The 21,729-nt window shown below is 52.1% G+C and carries 15 protein-coding genes; 3 read left to right on the top strand and 12 right to left on the bottom strand.

What is annotated here, in order from left to right:
• Nucleotides 1–162: 162 nt before the first annotated feature.
• Nucleotides 163–1,842 carry a methyl-accepting chemotaxis protein gene (locus LHL18_RS07205; RefSeq protein ID WP_226766403.1) on the top strand — a complete coding sequence of 560 codons (1,680 nt, stop codon included), beginning with the start codon at nucleotides 163–165 and terminating at the stop codon, nucleotides 1,840–1,842.
• Here LHL18_RS07205 and LHL18_RS07210 read toward each other — a convergent pair.
• The 4 genes from LHL18_RS07210 to LHL18_RS07225 form a co-directional block, all read right to left on the bottom strand.
• The gene (locus tag LHL18_RS07210; protein ID WP_226766404.1) at nucleotides 1,832–2,713 is read right to left on the bottom strand and encodes a hypothetical protein; all 882 of its coding nucleotides are present in this window, start codon (nucleotides 2,711–2,713) and stop codon (nucleotides 1,832–1,834) included. The two genes, LHL18_RS07205 and LHL18_RS07210, sit on opposite strands and share 11 nt — an antisense overlap.
• Nucleotides 2,714–2,850: 137 nt before the next feature.
• Complete coding sequence (locus LHL18_RS07215) at nucleotides 2,851–9,975, bottom strand: DUF4347 domain-containing protein (protein ID WP_226766405.1); 7,125 nt, start codon at nucleotides 9,973–9,975, stop codon at nucleotides 2,851–2,853.
• A 12-nt stretch (nucleotides 9,976–9,987) separates the two neighbouring features.
• Nucleotides 9,988–10,824, bottom strand: coding sequence for a sulfotransferase family protein (locus LHL18_RS07220; RefSeq protein ID WP_226766406.1), 837 nt, complete (start codon nucleotides 10,822–10,824; stop codon nucleotides 9,988–9,990).
• Between the two features lie 120 nt (nucleotides 10,825–10,944).
• The gene (locus LHL18_RS07225; protein WP_226766407.1) at nucleotides 10,945–11,835 is read right to left on the bottom strand and encodes a DMT family transporter; all 891 of its coding nucleotides are present in this window, start codon (nucleotides 11,833–11,835) and stop codon (nucleotides 10,945–10,947) included.
• 77 nt (nucleotides 11,836–11,912) lie between these two features.
• Here LHL18_RS07225 and LHL18_RS07230 point away from each other — a divergent pair, with 77 nt between their 5' ends.
• Complete coding sequence (locus LHL18_RS07230; protein WP_226766408.1) at nucleotides 11,913–12,713, top strand: potassium channel family protein; 801 nt, start codon at nucleotides 11,913–11,915, stop codon at nucleotides 12,711–12,713.
• A 6-nt stretch (nucleotides 12,714–12,719) separates the two neighbouring features.
• Here LHL18_RS07230 and LHL18_RS07235 read toward each other — a convergent pair whose 3' ends face one another.
• The 8 genes from LHL18_RS07235 to LHL18_RS07270 all read right to left on the bottom strand — a co-directional run bounded on the left by LHL18_RS07235 (nucleotide 12,720) and on the right by LHL18_RS07270 (nucleotide 21,092).
• Complete coding sequence (locus LHL18_RS07235; RefSeq protein WP_134052773.1) at nucleotides 12,720–13,217, bottom strand: DUF4442 domain-containing protein; 498 nt, start codon at nucleotides 13,215–13,217, stop codon at nucleotides 12,720–12,722.
• Nucleotides 13,218–13,281: 64 nt separating this feature from the next.
• Nucleotides 13,282–14,034 (bottom strand): 3'-5' exonuclease, encoded by a 753-nt coding sequence (locus LHL18_RS07240; RefSeq protein WP_226766409.1) that lies wholly within the window; start codon nucleotides 14,032–14,034, stop codon nucleotides 13,282–13,284.
• 2 nt (nucleotides 14,035–14,036) lie between these two features.
• Nucleotides 14,037–15,917, bottom strand: coding sequence for a DUF294 nucleotidyltransferase-like domain-containing protein (locus LHL18_RS07245; protein WP_226766410.1), 1,881 nt, complete (start codon nucleotides 15,915–15,917; stop codon nucleotides 14,037–14,039).
• 36 nt (nucleotides 15,918–15,953) lie between these two features.
• Nucleotides 15,954–17,582 carry a BCCT family transporter gene (locus LHL18_RS07250; protein ID WP_134052767.1) on the bottom strand — a complete coding sequence of 543 codons (1,629 nt, stop codon included), beginning with the start codon at nucleotides 17,580–17,582 and terminating at the stop codon, nucleotides 15,954–15,956.
• Between the two features lie 39 nt (nucleotides 17,583–17,621).
• Nucleotides 17,622–18,911, bottom strand: coding sequence for a porin (locus LHL18_RS07255; RefSeq protein WP_226766411.1), 1,290 nt, complete (start codon nucleotides 18,909–18,911; stop codon nucleotides 17,622–17,624).
• Nucleotides 18,912–19,036: 125 nt separating this feature from the next.
• Nucleotides 19,037–19,921: a cysteine synthase CysM gene (cysM, locus tag LHL18_RS07260; protein ID WP_226766412.1), complete on the bottom strand. Its 885-nt coding sequence runs from the start codon at nucleotides 19,919–19,921 to the stop codon at nucleotides 19,037–19,039.
• Between the two features lie 14 nt (nucleotides 19,922–19,935).
• Nucleotides 19,936–20,211: a DUF3297 family protein gene (locus LHL18_RS07265; protein ID WP_226766413.1), complete on the bottom strand. Its 276-nt coding sequence runs from the start codon at nucleotides 20,209–20,211 to the stop codon at nucleotides 19,936–19,938.
• Nucleotides 20,212–20,348: 137 nt separating this feature from the next.
• On the bottom strand, nucleotides 20,349–21,092 hold the full coding sequence (locus LHL18_RS07270) for a TrmH family RNA methyltransferase (protein WP_226766414.1): 744 nt from the start codon (nucleotides 21,090–21,092) through the stop codon (nucleotides 20,349–20,351).
• A 232-nt stretch (nucleotides 21,093–21,324) separates the two neighbouring features.
• Between LHL18_RS07270 and LHL18_RS07275 the strand changes: the two genes are divergently transcribed.
• Nucleotides 21,325–21,678 carry an HPF/RaiA family ribosome-associated protein gene (locus LHL18_RS07275; RefSeq protein ID WP_134052757.1) on the top strand — a complete coding sequence of 118 codons (354 nt, stop codon included), beginning with the start codon at nucleotides 21,325–21,327 and terminating at the stop codon, nucleotides 21,676–21,678.
• Nucleotides 21,679–21,729 lie beyond the last annotated feature (51 nt).

The raw sequence follows: 21,729 nt of genomic DNA on the forward strand, positions 1-21,729 counted from the left end.
GCTGAGTGTATTACAGCTGACATGCATTTCTATGCTGCATACGTATGCAGCAGTCTGAATTTACGCGCTATACACTATAGTCGTAGGGCGCTTCCTTTTCCGCTCACCTGCACTATGATGTAACAGAATCAAGTTGTTATCGCGAAGATGCGGAGCCTGTCTATGTTCAATTTCTCACTGAAAAATAAAATGCTGCTGCTGGCGGTGTTACCAATGGCAACCGTTGTGTTGTTGCTGATGTTATTGATCTACAGTCAGATGCGCGCGATGGGAAAAGAAGAGATCACCCAGTTTCGTGCAGACATGATGCAGGAGAAACAGGATGCGCTGGAGCACCATGTCGCGATAGCTATCAGTGCGGCGACACCTTATATGACCGGCAATTCACTGGATGCTGACCAGCTGGAAGCCGCTAAAGCGGTGATCCGGGCGATGAAGTTCAGCGATGATGGTTATATGTTTGTTTATGATCTGGATGGCGTAAACATAGTACATGGCTCTAATCAGGCATTGGAAGGGCGTAACCTGATCGATCTGAAAGACCCGAACGGCGTGTTTTTAATTCGTGAGCTGATAGCGGCGGGTAAAAAAGGCGGTGGCTTTGTTACCTATATGTGGGATGAAAAGACCCGCGGTGGTTTAACGCCTAAGCTCGGTTACGCTGCCGCAATGAACAACAACCGCTGGATTATCGGTTCCGGCTTTTATATCGACGATATCGACCGCCGTGTTGCCGGCAAAGAAGAACAGATTAGCGAACGGATCCGCGATACCTTACTGCTGATTATTGGCGGCGCCATAGTGCTGTTGGTACTGGTGGTGCTACTGGCGCTGTTTGTCGCCAATATGGTGGTGAAGCCATTACAAAAAGCCTCGGCGGCGCTGATTGATATCGGCCAGGGCGAAGGCGATTTAACGCAGCGCTTGCAGATTGAAACAGCTGATGAGGTTGGCGAAGTGGCGCGCGGTTTTAATGAGTTTGCGCAGAAAATTCAGCAGCTGGTCAGTGAGGTTAAGCAGGCTGTCACAGCACTTAGCCACAGCGCGTCAACTATGCAGCAAATTGTCAGCCTGACCGATCAGGATGCAGGCACACAAAAAGCAGAAACCACTCAAGTGGCTGCTGCGGTATATGAAATGTCTACTGCGGTACAGGAAGTGGCCAGCAGCGCTGGTTTAGCCGCTAGTGCGGCACAAGACGCTGACAAAGAGGCTGTCGGTGGGCAGCAAAGCGTGGCTCAGACCATCAGTTCGATTAATAAACTGGCCGAAGAGGTCAATACTGCCGGTGATGCGATTGAACAGCTCGGCGCCAATGCTGACCAGATAGGTTCTGTTGTTAACGTGATCCGCGGTATTGCCGAACAAACCAACTTACTGGCCTTAAATGCTGCCATTGAAGCTGCCCGTGCCGGCGAGCAGGGCCGCGGTTTTGCAGTAGTGGCTGATGAGGTACGCACATTGGCGACCCGCACCCAACAAAGCACTAACGAAATTCAGCAGATGATTAACCTGTTTCAGCAGGGTACCAAAGATGCCGTGCAGGTAATGCAGCGCGGCCGTGAACAGTCTATCCAGACCGTGGCGCAGGCTGACCAGGCGCGTGAGTCGCTGCAAACCATTACCAAATCGGTCAGCACTATTACCCAGATGAATATCCAGATCGCAACGGCAGCAGAAGAGCAAACCGCGGTAGCGGGTGATATCAGCCGCAGTATCCATGAAATTGCGCAACTGGCTGATCAGGCGGCGAATAATGCCTCACAACTGGCCAGTTCAACCGGAGAGCTGACCGAGCTGGAGCGACGTCTGAGTGCTTTGGTACAACGCTTTAAGGTGTAGCAGTTTGCAGAGGAGGCTGTGGCAATGGCCTGCGCACAAACCAGCGGCCCAAATGCCACAGCAGCCACAGCGACAACAGAGGAAATACCAGCGTCTGCAGGCTGTACACCACTATCAGCTGAATAAGCTTTTCCACCATGGTATCGGAAAAGCTTTTCATCGCGGAGAACATGTCATTGGCTTTGGCCGCCATTTGCCGCAACCAGCTGAGCGAGCCATCGTTGGCGTTGGTAACGGGTTGTTCAACCCGCTGCAGCGCAGCTGTTTCACCGGTTAATGCTGCTTCTGCCGCAATACGCTGCGGCTCCAGCACCCAGTCTGACAACTCAGCCACGCCAAAAGCCGCCAGCGGTACGCCGATACGGATCACCAGCAGTACAGCGATAAAAATACGCAGCAAGTAAGTGCTGCTGGCCCGCCAACTGGCTGGCCCAATGAACACCAGCAGAGTCGATACCAGAATGCCGCTGCCAAACAGGGGCAGCGCCGCCAGTTTGGCAAATTCGAGCAAGAACAGTTGTAAACCGATAGACGTCATCGCAATAACCATTAAATCGGAATAGCGCACCGCCATATCCTGCAGCGGTTTAAGTAACTGGCCCGGTTTAACACTGGCAACACCGACACCGACTTCAGCTTCTGACACAAAAGCAATGCCGCGGTCAATCAGCCGGGCAGTAGCGAAAGAGGCGCTACTGAGTAGCAGGCTGTGCTGTAACACCGAATGCGCTTTATTATCCAGCGGTGCCAATGCCGGGTTAACCACGCGCTGCTGTAAAATACCACTGTACAGTGCCGCAGCCAGCGCCAGGACGGCCAGCAATATCACTAATATACGCCGGGTAGGGCTGAGCTGGCGGATATATTTCATGCAGGCCTCCATCAGTGGTGACTTAGACACTCAGACGCAAGAGTGTAGATCAGCTATCTGAGCCCAGTATTAACGATATTGCCGTACAGATAAAGTAAAGGCACCAAATGGTGCCTTTACTTAGGGTTATACCAGCTTTAATGGCGGCGGTTGTATCTGCTGCGGCGCAGGACTGACAACGCCAACAATGCCAACAGCCACGGATTGACCGCACCGCCTGAAGATTTCTCTGGCGGTGTCACTACCGGCGGTACTGCCTGTACAGTGACACTTACTTTGGCTTGCGCTGTGCCGCCGCGGCCGTCACTGATTTGCACACTGATCTCATCAGTACCGCTAAACCCGGCCTTAGGTGTATAACGCAGCGTTTGAGCAGCGGTTATCGCCACTGTACCCTGCTGTGCGGCGGCGCTGCTGATGCTTAGCGTATCGCCATCGGCGTCACTGGCGTTGGCCAGCACGTTAATTTCAATCGCGGTTTTATCATCTGTACTGGCGGTACTATCTGTCAAAGACGGCGGCCGGTTATAGTAAACCGTCACATTCGCTGTGGCATTGGCACTGCCATTATTACCATCTGCGATGCTGTAATTTACCACGGCATGACCGATAAAGTCCTGCGGTGGGGTATACCACAGGCTTTGGCCATCTTCGCTGATAACAACAGTGCCAAAGTTAGCGGATGCCTGCTGAATAGTTAATGTATCGCCATCAGCGTCGGTATCGTTGTCCAGTACGTTAAGCTGGTGCGTCTGATTCCACTGCACACTGTAGGCATCATCACCTGCTAGTGGCGCTATGTTATCCGTTACCGGCACTGCGACGGTACCGGGGTCAACTACAGCAGAGTTTACCTGGCCGTCGTCATCGTTCGGGCCGCCATCTTCGATGGTTAGCTGCACACACCAGTTGCCTGCGATAAGGCCTGGTTGCCATTGCGCAGCGCCTGGCGGTGGACAATAGCCTGTTGCCCCTGTCGCAGATGCAACAAGGTTATTACTGTCGACGACAAAGCTTTCCCATTGCCCACGGCTGAACTTACGATAGATACCGCCTGCAGGGATAGGTGCAGCTTGCGGGATCACTATGCGCACGGATTGCCCTCTAGCTGGCAAGTCAGTTACAGCAAAGTCGAATATACCGCCGACCGCTTTGAAGCCGGTGTCTGCAGGTATGCTGTGTACGCTTTGTAATTCGTTACTAAACAATTCTGCGCCGCCTGACTGGCCCGCCAGCGCAAAGCGACCTAAACGGCAAAGCACACCCGGATCACATTCCATTAGGAACGCATTGGTGGTATTAATTTGCTGCGGCAGAATATTAGTCGATGGCATATTGTCGAGATAATTAGGAATACCATTACCATCTACATCTCCACTGCCTTCCAGCGCATCAGGAAGGCCGTCTTGATCGGTATCCTGATTGGTATCCAGTACGGGCAACGCGGCAATAACCCGGAAATAGTCTGCAGCTTGCACCGTTGTACCCGCTGAATCTGTTACTTCAACCTGAACTTGCTGTGCGCCGCTAAGGTTGTCTGGGGCAAAACGGATGCTATCGCCATTATCAGTAAAATCGATGTTTTGCGGTAACTGCCAGCTGTAGCTGTGGGTATCGCCAGTGTTTACATCCGTAACGCTGGCCTTAACCGTTATCGGCCCGCCAATTGAGGTTACCAGTGATGTCGCAACGCCTTGTTGCATTACCGTAAGCTGTACCATTGGTGGCAGGTTTGCTTCTGTAATAGTAACGGAGGTGCTGGCATTGGGTGTCAGATTAGGGCCGCTGCTTAGCGTAACGATAACGTCTTTTTCGCTTACGTTACTCAGGTCTGCAAACACATTAAAGTCAATGCTGGCGCGCAGTCCTGATGTGATCTGCACAGTCCCAGCTACTAAATCATGGTCGCCAGCCGCTGCTGAACCACCCACACTGTAGCCTACTTCAACCGGGTAGCTGGGGGCTTCACCGTTTAGGATGATGTCAACAGTCACCTTGCTGTTGTTGGCAACGGTCTGGGCTTTGCTAAGCGATACTAAGGGTTGCACACGCAGTACCTGGCTGGCGGTACTGCTCACACCTTCTGCATCGGTGGCAGTCCAGTACAGCTGATGTTCACCCGGGCTAAACAGCAGGCTATCTTTATCCAGAGCCACCGCCAGGCGGTTACCATTACGGTCAATGGCCATGGCTACGCCAACATCAACTTTCGTAAACAACCCAGTTGCATTGACAGTCAGGTCGTCTGGTACCGTAACGACCGGGGCATCCGGATTACTGCCTTCTATCTGCAGTGCAACATCTGCGCTGTCGTTGAACTCGCCATCAGTAATGCTGTAGCTTAGATGTATAACGCCACTAAAGTTTTCTGGTGCCGTTAACTGTAACTGATTATTTTGCACCAGCACTGTTCCAATACTGGTTTTGGCAAAGGTAATGCTCAGGCTGTCATTATCCGGGTCGGTATCGTTCGCCAGCACATTCAGTGTATAAGTGCCGGACAGGCTAAACGGCAGGCTGAAGCTGTCATTTTCAGCTTGCGGTGCTTCGTTTACGGCGACGACCTGCAGATTAAAGGCTGGCAGGCTGGCACTTAGCTCACCATCAGATACCGAGATCACAATGCTCTGAGTCGTGCCGACATCGCTGCGCTGCGGCGTACCACTCAGTGCTCCGGTGCTGGTGCTGAAACTGGCCCAGGCCGGTTTATTGCTGATACTGAACGTAAGCTCGTCACTATCGCTATCTTCAGCTACAGGTTCAAACAGGTAGGCCGTATTCATATTCACACTGACAGCAGGGGTGCCACTAATGGTAGGTGCTGCATTGCTGGCGGTAACCTCTATGCTAAAAGCGGGCAGTGCAGCACTGGTGGTACCATCAGAAACACTGATAATAACACCGGCGGTCACGCCGACATGCTCAGACGACGGTGTACCGGTTAAGGCACCGCTGCTGGTATTGAAGCTGGCCCAGACTGGCATGTTAGTAATGCTAAAGGTCAGCGTATCGTCATCAGCGTCAGCAGCCGTTGGTACAAAGCTGTAGGCATTGCCTTGCAATACTGTTGTTGCCGGTGCCCCGCCAATAGTGGGTGCGCGGTTCGACTGTTGCGGTGTCACACTGTTTGATGCACCTGATGCAGCACTGGTACCGGCAGAGTTGGTAGCGGTAACGGTAAAGGTGTAAGTCGTACCATTGGTTAGGCCAGTAACGGTTAATGGCGCACTGGCCCCGGAGGCAGTAAAGTTGCCCGGGTTCGACGTCACGGTATAGCTGCTGATGGCTGTACCACCATTAGAGGCAGGTGCAGTAAAGCTAATCGTCGCCTGGCTGTTGCCGGCAGCCGCAGAGCCTATGACCGGCGCGCCCGGCAGAACCGCATTAACGGCGAAGGTGCGGCTAACCTGGGTTGCCGGCAAATAGCTGGCATTACCGGCTTGATCGGCATTAATGGTACAGCTACCTGCTGTGACAAACGTTAAAGCGCCACCGCTGGTAATGGTACAAACAGCAGTAGTGGATGAGGTAAAGGTCGGTGTTAACCCCGAATCCGATGTTGCTGTCAGTGTTGGGCTGGTACCAAAGTTCTGCGCCCCCGGATTTGCAAAGGTAATAGTCTGAATAGCTGCCGGGGTAATGGAATTAGATGCAGCCGACGCAGGGCCAGTGCCGGCGGCATTATTTGCTGTGACAGTAAAGGTATAGGCCTGGCCATTGGTTAACCCGGTTACCACTATCGGCGACGCAGCGCCATTTAACGGTGCAACATCTGCCGGGTTTGTTGTTACTGTGTAGCTGGTAATCGCGGAGCCGCCGGTATTCAGCGGCGCCACAAAGGCAACGCTGGCCTGGGTATCGCCCGCAGTCGCTGCCGGGCTGGTTGGTGGCGCGGGAACTACAGGGTTAACGGTGAAAGAGCGGCTGATCTGGGCAGCGGGTAGATAGGATGAATCACCTGCTTGGTCGGCATTAATGGTACAGGTACCAGTTGTGACGAAGGTCAACGTTCCGCCTGTTGTGATAGTACAAACACCGGTTGTTGATGAAGTAAACGTCGGAGTTAGTCCTGAGTCGGATGTCGCTGTCAGTGTTGGCGTGGTACCAAAGTTTTGCGCGCCCGGATTATTAAACGTAATCGTTTGAACTGCCGCGGGTGTTACTGAGTTGGAGGCGGCTGATGCTGCGCCGGTGCCAGCACTGTTAGTTGCCGTGATGGTAAAAGTATAGGGCGTGCCGTTAGTTAAACCGGTGACGACAATCGGTGATCCGGCACCAACGCCGGTAAAGCCGTCTGGATTTGATGTTACGGTATAACCGGTAATCGTCGTGCCGCCGGTATTGGCTGGTGCTGTAAAGTTGACGCTTGCCTGAGAGTCACCTGCAGTGGCAGTAGCTACCGTCGGCGCACCGGGAACTACAGCATTAACCGTAAAGGTTCGGGATACCGTTGTTGCAGCATTAGTGGCAGCATCACCCGGCTGATCGGCATTGATGGTACAGCTGCCCGCGGTGACAAAGCTCAGAGCGCCACCGCCGGTAATGGTACAAACCCCGGTTGTGGATGAGCTAAAGGTTACGGTTAAACCAGAGTCTGACGTTGCGGTTAACGTAGGTGTGGTACCAAAGTTTTGCGCCCCCGGGTTGGCGAAAGTAATGGTCTGGGCTGCTTTGGGTGTTACAGCATTAGAGGCTGCAGAAGCAACACTGGTGCCTTTTGCATTCGTCGCCGTTACCGTAAAGGTGTAAGCAGTGCCATTGGTCAAGCCGTTAACCGTAATATTGCAGGCTGCCGGGCCCGCACAATTGCCTGTGGCTCCACCCGGGCTGCCTGTTGCAGTATAAGTGGTAATAGCAGTGCCGCCATTATTGACAGGTGCGGTAAAGGTGACAGTTGCCTGACTGTCACCCGCTGTGGCGGTGCTGATAGTGGGGGCATCAGGAACCGTGAGGCCATCCACCAGCACAGAGGCAGTACTGGCGACATTGTTTAATGTCAGATTCATATTATTGCCAACAGTGTCTTTTAAGGTGCCACTGTTAGCGTCAATTGTACCTGTAATAGTTACGCCGTTAGCATCAAAATCGCCGGGAATTACTGTGTAACGGAACACTATCGCCGGGCTTCCGCTGCCACTAAGATAGCTAGCCTGGCGGGTTGTGGCCCCCACAACAACGGCAATTTGTGGCGTGCCGCCACTGGTATCCACAATAATGTTTTCGCTGGCATTAACAGTAAAATCAAGGTTTTGCCCAGCAATGTAAGTGTTATTGGCAGGTACTGACACGCTGGTAACAGTTGGGGCAACCCCATCAATAATGATATTTTTATTTGCACTTAAGGAGTTCGATGTGCCGGGAGATGCCAGAGTCAAAGAGGCACTGTTGCCAGCAGCGTCTCTGATAGTGCCGCCATTGAGCGCAAGAGCGTTAATTCCAACGTAATCCAGATCAGCGCTGGTATCGCCAGCCTGCACCGTATACGCGAACGTTAGCTGATTAGATCCCGTGCCAGTTAAGTAGCTCGCTATTCGATCTGTGGTGCCGGTTTCCAGAGTTAACTGCGGCGTACCAGTCACAGTGACTGACTCGCCGAAGCTCACTTGGATGCTGATTGAGTCACCTGCCTTGTAAGTGCCGTTAGCAGTGCTGGAAGTGACTGAAGTGACAGTTGGCGCGGTATGGTCAAACGTGTAAAGCTGACCACTGGTATAACCGGTAGTAATCGCATTTCCAGCAGTGTCCGCGATACCCGTACCGGCATTGTTCAAATCTAACCGTAGTGTTCCGTCGCCACTGATGCCGTTGACTGCAACAGTATAGGTGCTGGCATTGACCGGAGTGACACTGGCAACGGAGCCAGAGGTGGTGCCGGTTGCGGTCATTGTAAAGTCGGAAGTATTAACACCGGTCACGTTTTCGCTAAAGGCCACCGTGTAATCAACATTGGTTGCATTAGTGAGAGCGCTAGTGACGCGGTTGATGGACGATACGGTTGGGGGAGTGGCATCCGGCGCTTTTATGTCGTCAAGCGTCACGGATTTAAAAACAAAATATCTATCTGATGGAGGGGTGCCATTGTAACTAATGACAAATCGCTTCAGATCGTAGTTGCTACCAAAAGTCGATGTTAAGTCGATTGTCTGAGAGGCGTTCTGGTTATCGCTGAAACAGCGCGCAGTTGTCACAGTTACATTTGTACTACCCACATTGCTGTTGGCGCTGTTATACCCTGTGATGACCAGGTTGACACTTGGTGTCCCCGGAGGCCCGCTATCGACGCAAAGTTTTAATTCATGCAATTCAAACGTACTGGTAAATGCTGCATTAGCAGCAAACTGCAGCCGTGCGCCTATATAGTCAAAGCTCCCATAGCCTCCTGAGGTATCAACCGCTGTCATTCCACCATCAGTACCGGCAGTATCAAAATTAGTAACCCCGCCCTCCAAACCACTAATTACAATTCTGTTGTCTGGCGTAGTGATGGAAGGTGTGGCATACGCATAAGCAAAGTCCGCCGGTCGGTATGTTGTTGGCGCTAATACTCCGCTAAAATCTGCCAAAGCTTTGGTTGAGAATGCTGCTCCAGTATTTATGTCTCCACGCTGAATTTCTAACTCCCAGTCACCACCTTGTTCCGGATTGCCGGTAAAGTTGTTTGAAGCAGCTAAATCAGCATGAGTATTGGTTTGCAGGATATCGAGAAATTCGGCGCCGGCGTCGCCTTGTGCCAGATTACAACCGTATAGCAGCAGGTCAGCACCGGCTGCCAGTGCGCCATTTAAGGCACTAAACAGGCTTAACTCAGTTTGTAACTTTGCCGCATCAATACGGCCACTGCCAAGCAGTAAGGCACCTTGTTCAGCATGTGATACCAGATGCAGTGCCGTTAGCCCCTGATACTGCTGCAAAATAGCAGTGAGTTGCTGCAAGCCGTCGGTGTCAGCAGTTAGCTCAACAATGTCGGTGCCTGGTTTGGCGGCCTTATAAAACAGCGCTTTATCCGGTACCGCGCTGTCTATAATAATCAGTTCGCGTACCGAGCTGGCCTGCACCAGCTGAAGCTGATCCTCTGCAGTATTGGCAGCGGGATTAGCCTTGTTTTTGTGCGTATTGCCAGGCAGTACAAGATCGGTAGCTGCTGCTTGTCGGGTCGCTGCCAGATAACTGCGCTGATAAGTATTGCTACCGGCAACTGGCATGGCATAACCAGCCAAAGGCAGCATCAGGCCGGATAACGCGGTAAGAATATTTTTTTGCATCGTTATGATCCTTTACTTGGCGCTGTCAGAGGTTTGAGTTGCAGCAATAATGTGGGCGGCGGTGCCGGTTTTGTCTTGCCAGAAATCCATATCCTGATATTTAGCGAATAAATCCGGTGGCAAAATACTGCGGCGTGATTTGAACTCCACTTTTTTTCTGACGGAATGCAAACCTTTAACGCCAAGTTTTTGATCAAAATCGCTTTCTTCGTAATCGACCTGGTCAAAATTATGTTTAAACGGCGTTTCGCCAAGAAACTGATACAACAATTCGATGCTGCGAGCCGGGTGCCGTGTCAGAATATCGTAATCAATCAGCAGCAGCCGGTCTGAGAACTCACCGTAGTAAGCTTCTTTCAAAGCAGTCCAGGCGCTTCCAACGGCGCCGCCGGCATTAATTAATGCTTCGCTGCGGCTATATACCGTTTGCCGGTTGGTTGCGTTAAACATTCTGCTGTAGTCAAATGGATTCTTACGGTAAATCACTTCAAAGCTATCCATAATCCAAGCGGGATTACGCACACAGCAAATCACTTTAAAATCGTCAAATAATTCAACCAACTGATGCATCTTGGCTGTCCAGTGCCGATTAGTATCGAACAACACGGGTTGGTCTTTGTCGGCGTAGTAGGCATCGAACAACGCCCGGCAAATTGTCTTACGTTTAGTTTCATCAAAAAACGAGTAAGACTCGCTGGCCGCGCCCATTTGCTCTAAAGCACCATTAACTAAACCGGCGACCGGACTGCTCATTGCAGCATGAAAACGCGGATTTTGACGAAGGATACCAGCTAACAAGGTCGAACCAGAGCGAGGTAAGCCAGAAATAAAGTGGATCTGTTGGGGCATTAGAGCGGCACATCATTGTAGTTATTTTAGGCAAGTTTGGGGGATGAAAGCATCTGCCGCAAGTTATATATTCAGTTTGTGTTCATTTTATTTTTCAAAAATTTCAGGCTTTACTGTTGATTATTTTAGCAATATCAGAATTGTACCAAACACAGTCAGCAAAGCCCCTAACCAAGCGCCCCAGGCTGGGCTGAGTTTGTACACCAGCCACAGCAGCGGCAGTACTACCACCGGGCTGACCGACGATAAAATCGCTACCATGCCGGCGTCACCATAGCGCAGCGCATATAGCAGTAAAGTCATGCCGAGCACCATCGACAGTGCAGCATTACCCAGTACCAGTAAAAACACCTTTTTTGTCATGGGCAAATAAGCGCGGGCAACTCTCACGCCGAGCATAAAAATCAACTGGTGCAGCAAAAAGGCAGTAGTCATACGCACCGCGCTGGCCGATACTGCATCGATATCGGTTTCCATCAGCGGTTTTAACATTAAGGTGGCAACGGCCTGACACAGTGCAGAGAGCAGCCCCAGTGCAATGCCGGATTTCAATTGGCTTTGGTTTGCCTCCCAGGCATGTTGCTCGGCTTTACGCTTGCCGAATAGAATCGCCACCATCACACCGCTAATCAGCATGCTGCTGCCGACCAACGTCCAACCCCATTGGGTTTCGCCTAAAAACAGATATGCCAGAATGACTGAGAACAGCGAGTGGGTAGCAAACAGCACTCCGGCGCGGCGCGGACCGAGCCGGTTCATTGAGGCAAACAGGGCGGTATCGCCGATAAAAATACCAATCGCGCCGGATAATACCAGCACGGTGCTGCTGCTTAGTGTGAGGCTGGCCCAGCCGCCACTGCTTAGCGAGATGCACCACAAGATGCTACCGGCACACAGCATACGCCAGCGGGTAAAGTAAAAAGCGCCCAAGTGGGTAGAGGCTTGCGCCGACATTAAGCTGCCCAGTGCCCAACAGGTTGCGGCGGCCAGGGCCAGATACTCGTAAGACAAAAGGTTAGTCCGGCGAAAACAGGTGGCGTATTATAAAAAGGCCACTGCAAAAATACTATGGAAACCCGGGAGTCATTATGGCCGATCGCCATGTTGCCACGCTTCGTCATCGTCTGGCTTGTCAGTTAGATCCCAGCCTTAACCGTCAGGATGGTTTAACACCGCTCAATGCGCTGATTACACTGGTTATTATTATTGGTATCGTCATGGCGGTGCTGCAAACTGAGCCAAAACTATACCGTGGCAATGAACTTTGGTTTCGCTTTAGTGAGTTGTTGTTTGGCAGCCTGTTCCTGCTGGAATACTTGGCGCGGGTATGGACCTGCATTGAAAACGACGGTATTAAACATCGCTGGCAGTATGTGTTTTCATTTGTGGCATTGGCCGATCTGGCCGCAGTATTAGTGGCGTTCTCAGTATATCTGGGTAACGGCGGTATTTTGCTACGTTTACTGTTGCTGATCCGCATTATCAGGCTGGCGCGGCTGGGGCGATTTTCTATTGCGCTCGATTGTATTCTGGAAGCGGTACGTAGCCGAGGGTACGAGCTGTTAATCAGCGCGATTTTTGCCGGTATTTTGCTGCTGGTGTCATCCACGCTGCTGTATTTGGTCGAAGGGCCGCATCAGCCTGAAGCCTTTGGCTCGATATTACGCAGTGCCTGGTGGGCCATCGCCACTCTGACCACCGTCGGTTACGGCGATGTGTATCCGATCACCAGTTTAGGCCGGTTTTGCGCCGGCTTAACGGCTATTACCGGTGTCTGCATTATTGCGGTGCCTACCGGCATTCTGGCGTCAGCATTCAGCGATGCTATCAGTGTGGCGAAAGAGCGCCACCGCAAACTGCCAAAAATTCTGGAGCGGGAAAAAGACTAGGCAGGTTCAGCGCTTTTTCGGGATCCATGCCCAGGTCATCTTAGCGCTGACCGGCTCAACATTGACGCTGTCGGTAATGGTTACCGCAACGGTGACTTCGCCTTTATCCTCGTTGTGCATTGCCGCGATTTGCTCGTCAGTCAGCGTGGCGATGGCGGTTAGGTCACCGCTGGAGCGTTTAATGTAGTCTATCTGCATTTGCTTTAGCAGCGGCAATTTGCTGTCGGGCAGGTGAATGCCGACTAAAAAGCCGGTGGCCGATTCGGCCAGCAAGCCGGTAGCGGCAGCATGCACTGAGCCAATATGATTCTGCGCCTTTTTCCGGTTTTTCAGCCGCAGCACCGAGCGGTTGCCTTTTAGCTCTAACACTTCTACACCGGCGGTGCCGGCAAACTTAATTACCCGGCCAAATACCGTGCTTAGTGCAAAGGCCTGCAACGATTTTGGCAGCTGATAGCACTTATTGACGATGCGCTGCAGTTTATTGGGTTTGGCTTGGCTCATTGTGGTCTGACCTGTTGTGGCTTTTGCGCACTATGCCAAGTGGCTGCACCAAATGCAAGGGTGACTAACACCATAGTTCACTCACCGGCGTGTCGGGGCTAAAGTGTGCACCCAGTTGGGCACGAAACAGTTCGGCACAGGCCAGTGCATCGGTAGCGGCATGATGCGGTCGGTAGTGCGGCAAGCCATAGCGTAAGCGGCTGTCTGCTAACCTTATCGATAGTGGCTTTTTACCGCGAAGTTGCTGCCACAAGCTCAATGCTTTGCGCCGGTGCAATCTGGCCTCCAGCACCATAGTATCAATTACCGGAAAGTAAAAACTTTGCCCCAACCGTGCGCTGACTGCGGCATGCAGAAACGGCCGTTCAATGCCACGGTAATGCACTATCACCACTTTGCCCGCCATCAGCTGGAGTAACTGCGGTAACACGCTGCTGAGATCCGGCGCCTGCTCAATATCAGAATGGGTAATACGATGCAGCGTAACCGATTCATCACTAAGGGCAAAACGAGGTTTTAACAGCCATTGCTGTGCCTCTGACGCATAAATTTGCGTTAAGTCCATTGGCAGCAGGCCAATGCTGACAATACCGCTGCTGGCAGGATCCAGCCCGGTGGTTTCAATATCCAGTGCCAGCAAGGGCGTGTCGCTAATCGGGGTGTCAGGTGCCACCATACCGGCCTGATAAAACTGCTTTAGCAGGGTATGCTGATTGTGTTCAGCTTGCTGCTGGTAATACTGCTGCCAATCGCTGATGGCCGGGTCGGTTTGCCGGCTGGTGGGACGTTTTAGCCCGGACGGGCCCAAATACAGCATAGTCAGGCCCGAAAGTGAAATTTAAGGAATTTTTGCGCATTACTCAGCACCGAAAAGGCTTCTTTTAAATGTTTACGCTCAAACTCAGACAGCCGCTCCGGCACGACATTGTTGTCTGGCGTTTCACCGGCCTGCAAGGCCAGAGCTTGCTGGCGGATACGCGTCATGGCGATCACTTCACAGGCGTCACGTAAATCTTCACCGCGGCCGTTAGGCAGCACCTTGGCGGCGATAATATCACGCAACCGCTCAAAAGAGTTGGTGGCGGACGAACCCAGTGCCAGCGCGTGCACGCGGATTAAATCGGCCATCGGGGCCGTGCCGCGGCGTTTGATATTCAGGCTGTTGTTTTGCCGGCCGTCGTTTTCCATCACAAAGTCTTTAAAAAAGCCCAGCGGCGGCGTGCGTTGCAGCGCATTGCGTGTCATGCAGGCGAGAAACTGCGGCCGGGTTTTTGCTGTGGAAGCGATCAGCTGATTTAGCTCATCAGCCCATTGGGTTTTACCCCAGACGGCGTCTAAATCGAAGAAAATATTCGCATGCAGTAAACGTTCAGCGCTGGGCTGTTCAATCCAATCGGTAAAGTACTGCTGCCACACTCGTAGCGGCTGGCGCCACTGGGCGTTGGTGGCCATAATATTGCCGCTGCAATAGCTGTAACCGCACTGAGCCAGGCCGTCGCAGACAAAGGCCGCCAGCTGCTGAAAATAAGCATCGTGCTGGCTCGGATCAAAGCTGTTATCCAGCACCAGAGCATTGTCCTGATCGGTGACAATAAGCTGCTCGTCACGCGCCATAGATCCCAGCGCTAAAAAGCAATAAGGTACCGGCGGCGGCCCCAGTTGCTGTTCAGCCAGCTCCAGCAAGCGCTGTTTAAAACTGCGGCCAATGGCCGCCATGGCGCTGCCAATCATATGTGAGTTGGCGTCTTCATTTACCATCCGTACAAAGCAGGCTTTAACATCTTTTAGCAGGGCGCTGAGCTCCGCTACCGATTGCTGACGGAAAATACTGCTGACGACAAATAAGCTGTTTTGCGACTCGTAACGGATAATATCCGATAACGCCAGCACACCCACCGGGCGCGCCTGCTGCATTACCGGAAGGTGATGCACATTGTGGCGCAGCATCAGCATCATGGCTTCAAACAGATATTGGTGTTGCTCAATCGTGACCAGGTTGGTAGACATAATGTCGCTGACGCTGGTTTCCGATTTTAACCCGGGGGCAACTAAACGGGAGCGGATATCGCGGTCGGTAATAATGCCCGCCAGTGCTCCGGTTTGCGCTGTTTCAGCCTGGTTTGTGCTTGCAGTGTCATGCACTATTAACAAGCAGGACACACCATGTTCTGTCATGGTTTGTGCTGCCTGCCATACATTGGCGCTACTGGCCAGACACACCGGCTCACGCTGTAGCAGGGTGCTTATTTTCGCACTGAGTAAGTCGGCTTCTGCCTGTTTCGCCGCCCGCGTCGATTTACGTCGTTCGGTATCACCTACTTCAACGTAGTCGGCAAAAAACTCATTATTGTCAAATAGCTGCTGAAATACATGCTCGGGAATAAAGTAAATTAACGTGTCTTCCAGTGCGGTTGCCGGAAAACGTACCTTGCCGCCACGCAGCAGGCCTTGCTCGCCGAAAATACCACCTTCGCTTAAGCGGTTGTACAAATCGCCATTACGACGGAAGGTTTCCACCGCGCCGCTGCGGATCAGATGCAGCGCATGCAGCGGTTCGTTGTAGCGCAGTATCTCGCTGCCGGCCTGAAAATAACCGACATTGATACTTTGCGCTAACTGCAGTTGCTGCTCTGGCGGCAATTCCTGAAACGGTGAATGCCGCTGCAAAAACTGCAATATTTCAATTTGCTCTATTTCCATTGTGCTTATATTCCTGCCTGCGTATATGCCACGGTCTCAGGCTCGGGGCTCGGACATCAGGCCTTTTACCACTGCCACGCAGGCAGCCAGTAACACCAGCGTAAACGGAAAACCGGTTGATACCGCCATCGCCTGTAATGCCACCAGGCCACCGCCTAAAATCAGCGCTATGGCGACCAGCCCCTCAAAGGTACACCAAAACACACGCTGTGGTGTCGGCGCATCAACTTTGCCGCCCGCCGCAATAGTATCGATAACCAGTGAGCCTGAGTCAGATGAAGTGACAAAAAACACCACCACCAGAATAATGGCAATAAAAGAGCTGATTTGCGCCAGCGGTAATACATCTAGCATGGCAAACAATTGTAAGGGTAGCTCGGCACTGGCGGCCACTTCATAACCTTGCTGTACCAGTTGGCTTATCGCTGTGCCGCCAAATACGGTCATCCACAGTACACAAGCTAAAGAGGGGATCAGCAATACTGAAATTAAGAACTCGCGCACGGTGCGGCCGCGCGAAACCCTGGCGATAAACATGCCGACAAAAGGGGACCAGCTGATCCACCAGGCCCAGTAGAATGCAGTCCAGCCTTGTGAGAAATTGACATCTTCGCGGCCCAGCGGGTTAGCCAATGCCGGTAAATGCTGCAGATAAGCTGCAAGGTTGGCAACAAAGCCGCTGGCGATGGCCAGGGTTGGCCCGACAATAATCACAAACAGCAGTAACAACGCCGCCAGCAGCATATTAATTTCGGATAAACGTTTTACCCCGGCTTCCAGCCCGGCCAATACTGACGTCAGCGCTATAGCAGTAATGCCAATTACCAGTAGTATTTGCGTGGTATTGCCTTGCGGCCAGTCAAACAAATAATGCAAGCCGGCGCTGGCCTGAGAAGCGCCCAGCCCCAAGGACGTGGCCAAACCAAACAAGGTGGCAAACACCGCCAGAATATCAATAATGTGGCCGGGCCAGCCCCAGATACGTTCACCCAGCAGTGGATAAAACACCGAGCGTATGGTCAGCGGTAAGCCTTTATTAAAGGAAAACAACGCTAAACCGAGCGCCAAAATGGCGTAAATCGCCCAGGGATGCAGCGCCCAGTGATAAATAGTCGCCGCCATACCAAGGCGCTCGGCTGCTAACGCGTCACCGGCGGCACCGGCCAGCGGTGCCCAGTCGGTGCGCACACCGTCGGTAACGGTAACACCACCATAAGCACTACTGAAATGTGACAGCGGCTCAGATACGCCGTAGAACATCAGGCCTATGCCCATGCCGGCAGCAAACAGCATGGAAAACCAGCCGCCGTAGCTGAAATCCGGTGTGGCTTCCGTGCCACCCAGGCGTACCTTGCCCAGTGGCGAAATAATTAAGCCCAAACACAGCAACACAAAAATATTGGCGGCGGACATAAAAAACCAATCGAGATTGCTGGTAAGCCAGCTGCGCATGCTGCTAAATACCGGCTCTGCCTGTTGCTGAAAGCTGATGGTCAGTACCACAAACAGCACCACCACCAGAGCTGAAATTAAAAACACCCGGTTATGAATATCCAAACCAAAAGGGCCGACCTTGATCAGGATATTGTCCTGACCTATCTGATAATCGGTGTCTATCGGGTTAACTTTGCCATCCGGGATCATCGGATCTTTATAATCTGTCATGCTGTTGTCCTTGTTATGGGTTCAAAGCCGCAGCGGCGGTTAAAAGTAGTAGCCGATATTAATGTTAAAACGACGCTCGGTTTCGGCGCTGTCACCGGCAGCACTGCCGCCGACGAAAGGCTGATTCCGGGCATGCACTAAATCAAAATAGGTAAATAAGCCGCCGGCGGCGACAGAGAAGCCGGTCACGTTCATCATGGTGTCACGGCTGTTGTCAGACTTGTCGTACACCAAACCATAGTTGTTATAAAACTGCAGCCCGGTAACCGGCCCCCACTCAACTGGCAGGCTATAGGCCAGATTAATGGTGCTGGTTTTCGCTTTGGCAGCAATGCTGTCGTAAAACGCATAAGCGCCAACAGCCATGCGTTCAACGTCATCGATATCGTAATGGTATTCGCCATGTTGCAGTTGCAGGTTCCAGCGTTGGTAATGGCTGTTCAGGTGCAGTGCCCAGGCGTTGTAGCTGCCGGCGCGCGAGTTGCCGTTATGCAGGCCGCCGGCCAGGGCGGATAACCCCAGCTCAGTGGTAAAGTCGCTGCTGTGTTCAAATTGATAAGCAAAACGACCAGCAAAAGTGTTGTATTCGCCGACTGGCTGCGCCGGGTCGTCATAGATGCCATCATCGCCCAGACGGTAGCCAACTACGTCATACGAATAGCGGTCGGCGCGGCTACTGACATAGCCATCGACGCCTCCGAGCTCATCATTTTTAAAAAAGCCCAGATCCAGTTGCCAGTTATCGGCCAGTTGGCGTTTAAACAGCAGGCCCAGATCGTGATCATCTTCCAGCCCCAGATAATAGTTGGTACTGAAGAAGTAGTTATGCGAATTGTATGGCCAGTTGCCAAAGGGTACCTGCGTAATACCGGCCTGCACCTGCCAGTCTTCATTTAACTGGTAGCCAACATAGGCGTATTTGACGGCGGTCATATAATCAAAAAAGCGGATTTCGGCATTGAGCAGCACATCACCAATGCTGCCGTTTAGATTCAGCCGAAAAATATCAAAATCAAAATCGCCGCCGCGGTTTTTATTGCCGTCACTGTAGGAAGTATGGCTGTAATTAGTCCGGATAGCGCCGCCCAGTTTAATGCCGTCGCTGTCATTCGTTTCCTGTTTGCTGACTGCTTCGGTCTGTTGCTGTACCAGTAGTGTCGTCGTTTTTTTGCTGGTGACTTCCTGTTCTGCCAGCCGTTGTTCAAGTGCGGCAATTTGCGCCTTTAGCGCTGCCAGTTGCTGTTTAATGTCGTCGGTGTCAGTGGCATGGGCTGAGAAATGGCATAGCCCAACAGCAGCAATCAGATTGATACTGCGAAGTGAAAACATAATAAATCCTTATTTTGTATCAGATTTAAAGCAGGAGGGCTTTAAAGAATAGCGCAAACTGACGCTAAGGCCAAGTTAAGTGGCCAACAGGACGTTGACCAGAGCAAGACGAAAAGCGGTACAGGCTAGAAAATACCCGAGGATAAGTAGCGGTCGCCACGGTCACAAATAATCGCCACGATTACGGCGTTATCATACTGCTCTGCTAATTTAATGGCAGCATGCACGGCGCCGCCGGAGCTGACACCGGCGAAAATGCCTTCTTCACGTGCCAGTTTACGCATCGCATTTAGCGCATCCCCTTGGCTGATATCGATAATGCTATCTACCCGGCTTTTGTCGAAAAAGCCTGGTAAATACGCTTCTGGCCAGCGGCGGATGCCCGGAATGCTGGCGCCTTCAGCCGGTTGCAGGCCTATTACCTGAATAGCGCTGTTTTGCTCTTTCAGAAAACGCGATACACCCATAATAGTGCCGGTAGTGCCCATGCTGGAGACGAAGTGGGTAATTTTATGCTGGCTTTGCTGCCAGATTTCGGGCCCGGTGCTGGCGTAATGTGCGGCCGGGTTATCCGGGTTATTAAACTGGTCCAGCACTATGCCTTTGCCTTGCGCCTGCATCTGCAATGCTAAATCACGCGCGCCCTCCATGCCTTGCTCTCTGGTGACCAGAATCAGCTCAGCGCCATAAGCGCGCATGCTGCTTTTGCGCTCGTCGGTGGCGTTGTCGGGCATGATAAGCGTCATCTTATAGCCTTTGATCGCGGCGGCCATCGCCAGCGCGATACCGGTATTACCGCTGGTGGCTTCGATAATACGATCGCCGGCCTTTATGGTGCCGCGCTTTTCGGCCTGAACTATCATATTCAGTGCTGGCCGGTCTTTTACCGAACCTGCCGGGTTATCACCTTCGAGCTTCAGTAGCACTGTGCTGTTGGTGTGTGCCGCAAGCCGTTGTAGCTTTACCAGCCGTGTTCCGCCAACAGCGTGTTCAATAGTGGTAAAGCTCATAGGTGTCGCCTCTGTTAGCGGTAAAACGCTTCTACCGTGCCTTTTACCGTCATTAATAACGGTTGGCCACGGCGGTCCAGCGCCTTAGCGGCAGCGACTTTTACCCAGCCTTCACTGATACAGTATTCTTCAACATCAAACCGCTCTTTACCGTTTAAGCGGATGCCGATATCGTGTTTGAACACCTCAGCGTTATAGTGCTTGCTGAGTGGGTTAACGCACAGACGATCCGGTAAATCCGGCTTGCTGGTTGTATCAGTAGTTGCGTCGGTAGTAGTAGTGTCGTTCATCGCTTAGACCTGAGATAACAGAAAGAGCGTCATTGTAGGCAAAGGCAGCGGGTGGCTCAAGTACAACAGACAGATGTTCTGTCTGCAAAGCAGTGTTTAAACCCCCGCCGCTGCTGTAATGCGGGCTGTCAGAGTGTTTAACTTAAACGTAGCAGGTTGTCGCAGATCACTGCTGCGGCAATGCCCACATTCAAAGACTCGGCCTGACCAAAGGCAGGTATGGTAATTTTACGGCTTATCGTATCTTCGAGTTCTGCGCTGATGCCGTTGGCTTCGTTGCCCAGCACAATAAAGCCGCCGTTTTCTGTCAGCGTCAGGCTGTGTACCGATTCACCACCGAGATAGGCACCGTACACCGGCAGCGTGCTGGTTGCCAGCAGTGCCGGCAGCGGTTGGTAATGCAATTGCACCCGTAAGAATGAGCCTTTAGCGGCTGCTATCACTTTAGGGTTGTAGCAGTCTGCAGTGTCTGGCGAACAGACAATATGCTTAATGCCGTACCAGTCGGCGATGCGGATAATAGTGCCGAGGTTGCCCGGATCATTTACCTGATCAAGCACCAGTACCCAGCCGCTACGATGCGCCGTGAAGCCAGTTGATGCGGGTATTTTTACCACCGCCAGTGCTGCATCGTTGCTGCTGAAGGTACCTGCTTTTATCAGCTCGTCGCTACTGCACTGCTGCACCAGTTCTGCTTTGGCAGTAACGCTTGCATACCGTTGTAAGAAGTGCTCTGTGGCAAATAAGGCACTGACCTGCCAGTCGGATGCCAGTACTTCCAGTACGGCTTTTTCACCTTCGACAAAAAACAGCTGCTCAGCTTTGCGGTATTTTTTTAGATGCAGCGATTTAATCAGCTTAAGCCACTTATTACTTATCATGGTGTTGGCGTGTCCTGCTCAAGGTGTTCCGGTTACAGAGTAGCGCTATTTTACCCAGTCTTTTCTCTGCTGTCTGATTTTATCCGGCTTAATTTCGCGGTTGGCCCTTGATGGCGGCCATTATTGCCACCAGATAAGCAGTAGCACAGCGAAACCATCCGACCCCGGTGTGGTCTGTTAATCGTAAGCCCCTACACCAGGGTTAACTGAAGATCCACAGAAGGAGTAGCCTATGCAAATTCAAACTCATACCGATCGTAATATTCAGGCCGATGAGCGACTGGCTGAATTTGTGCGCGATACGATGCTGAGTAAATTAAGCCGTTTTGCCGATTATCTGACCCGGATTGAAGTGCATTTAAGTGACGAGAATGGCAACACCAAGCATGATGGTAATGATAAACGCTGCTTGCTTGAAGCCAGGCCAGAAGGACTGGACCCGGTTGCAGTCACAGAGCATGCGGCAACTGTGGGGCAGGCCATTACCGGTGCTGCTGATAAGATGCAACGTAAACTCAGCTCGTTAGTGGGTAAACAGCGCGATAACAGGGTTGCCAGCCCGGTTTATGCCGAGCCGGAAGCTTAATTCGTTAGTTGCAATTAAAGACGGCGCCACAGGCGCCGTTTCTGATTATTA

Source organism: Rheinheimera aquimaris (genome assembly GCF_020531985.1).
In the GTDB taxonomy this organism is placed as follows: Bacteria; Pseudomonadota; Gammaproteobacteria; order Enterobacterales; family Alteromonadaceae; genus Alishewanella; species Alishewanella aquimaris.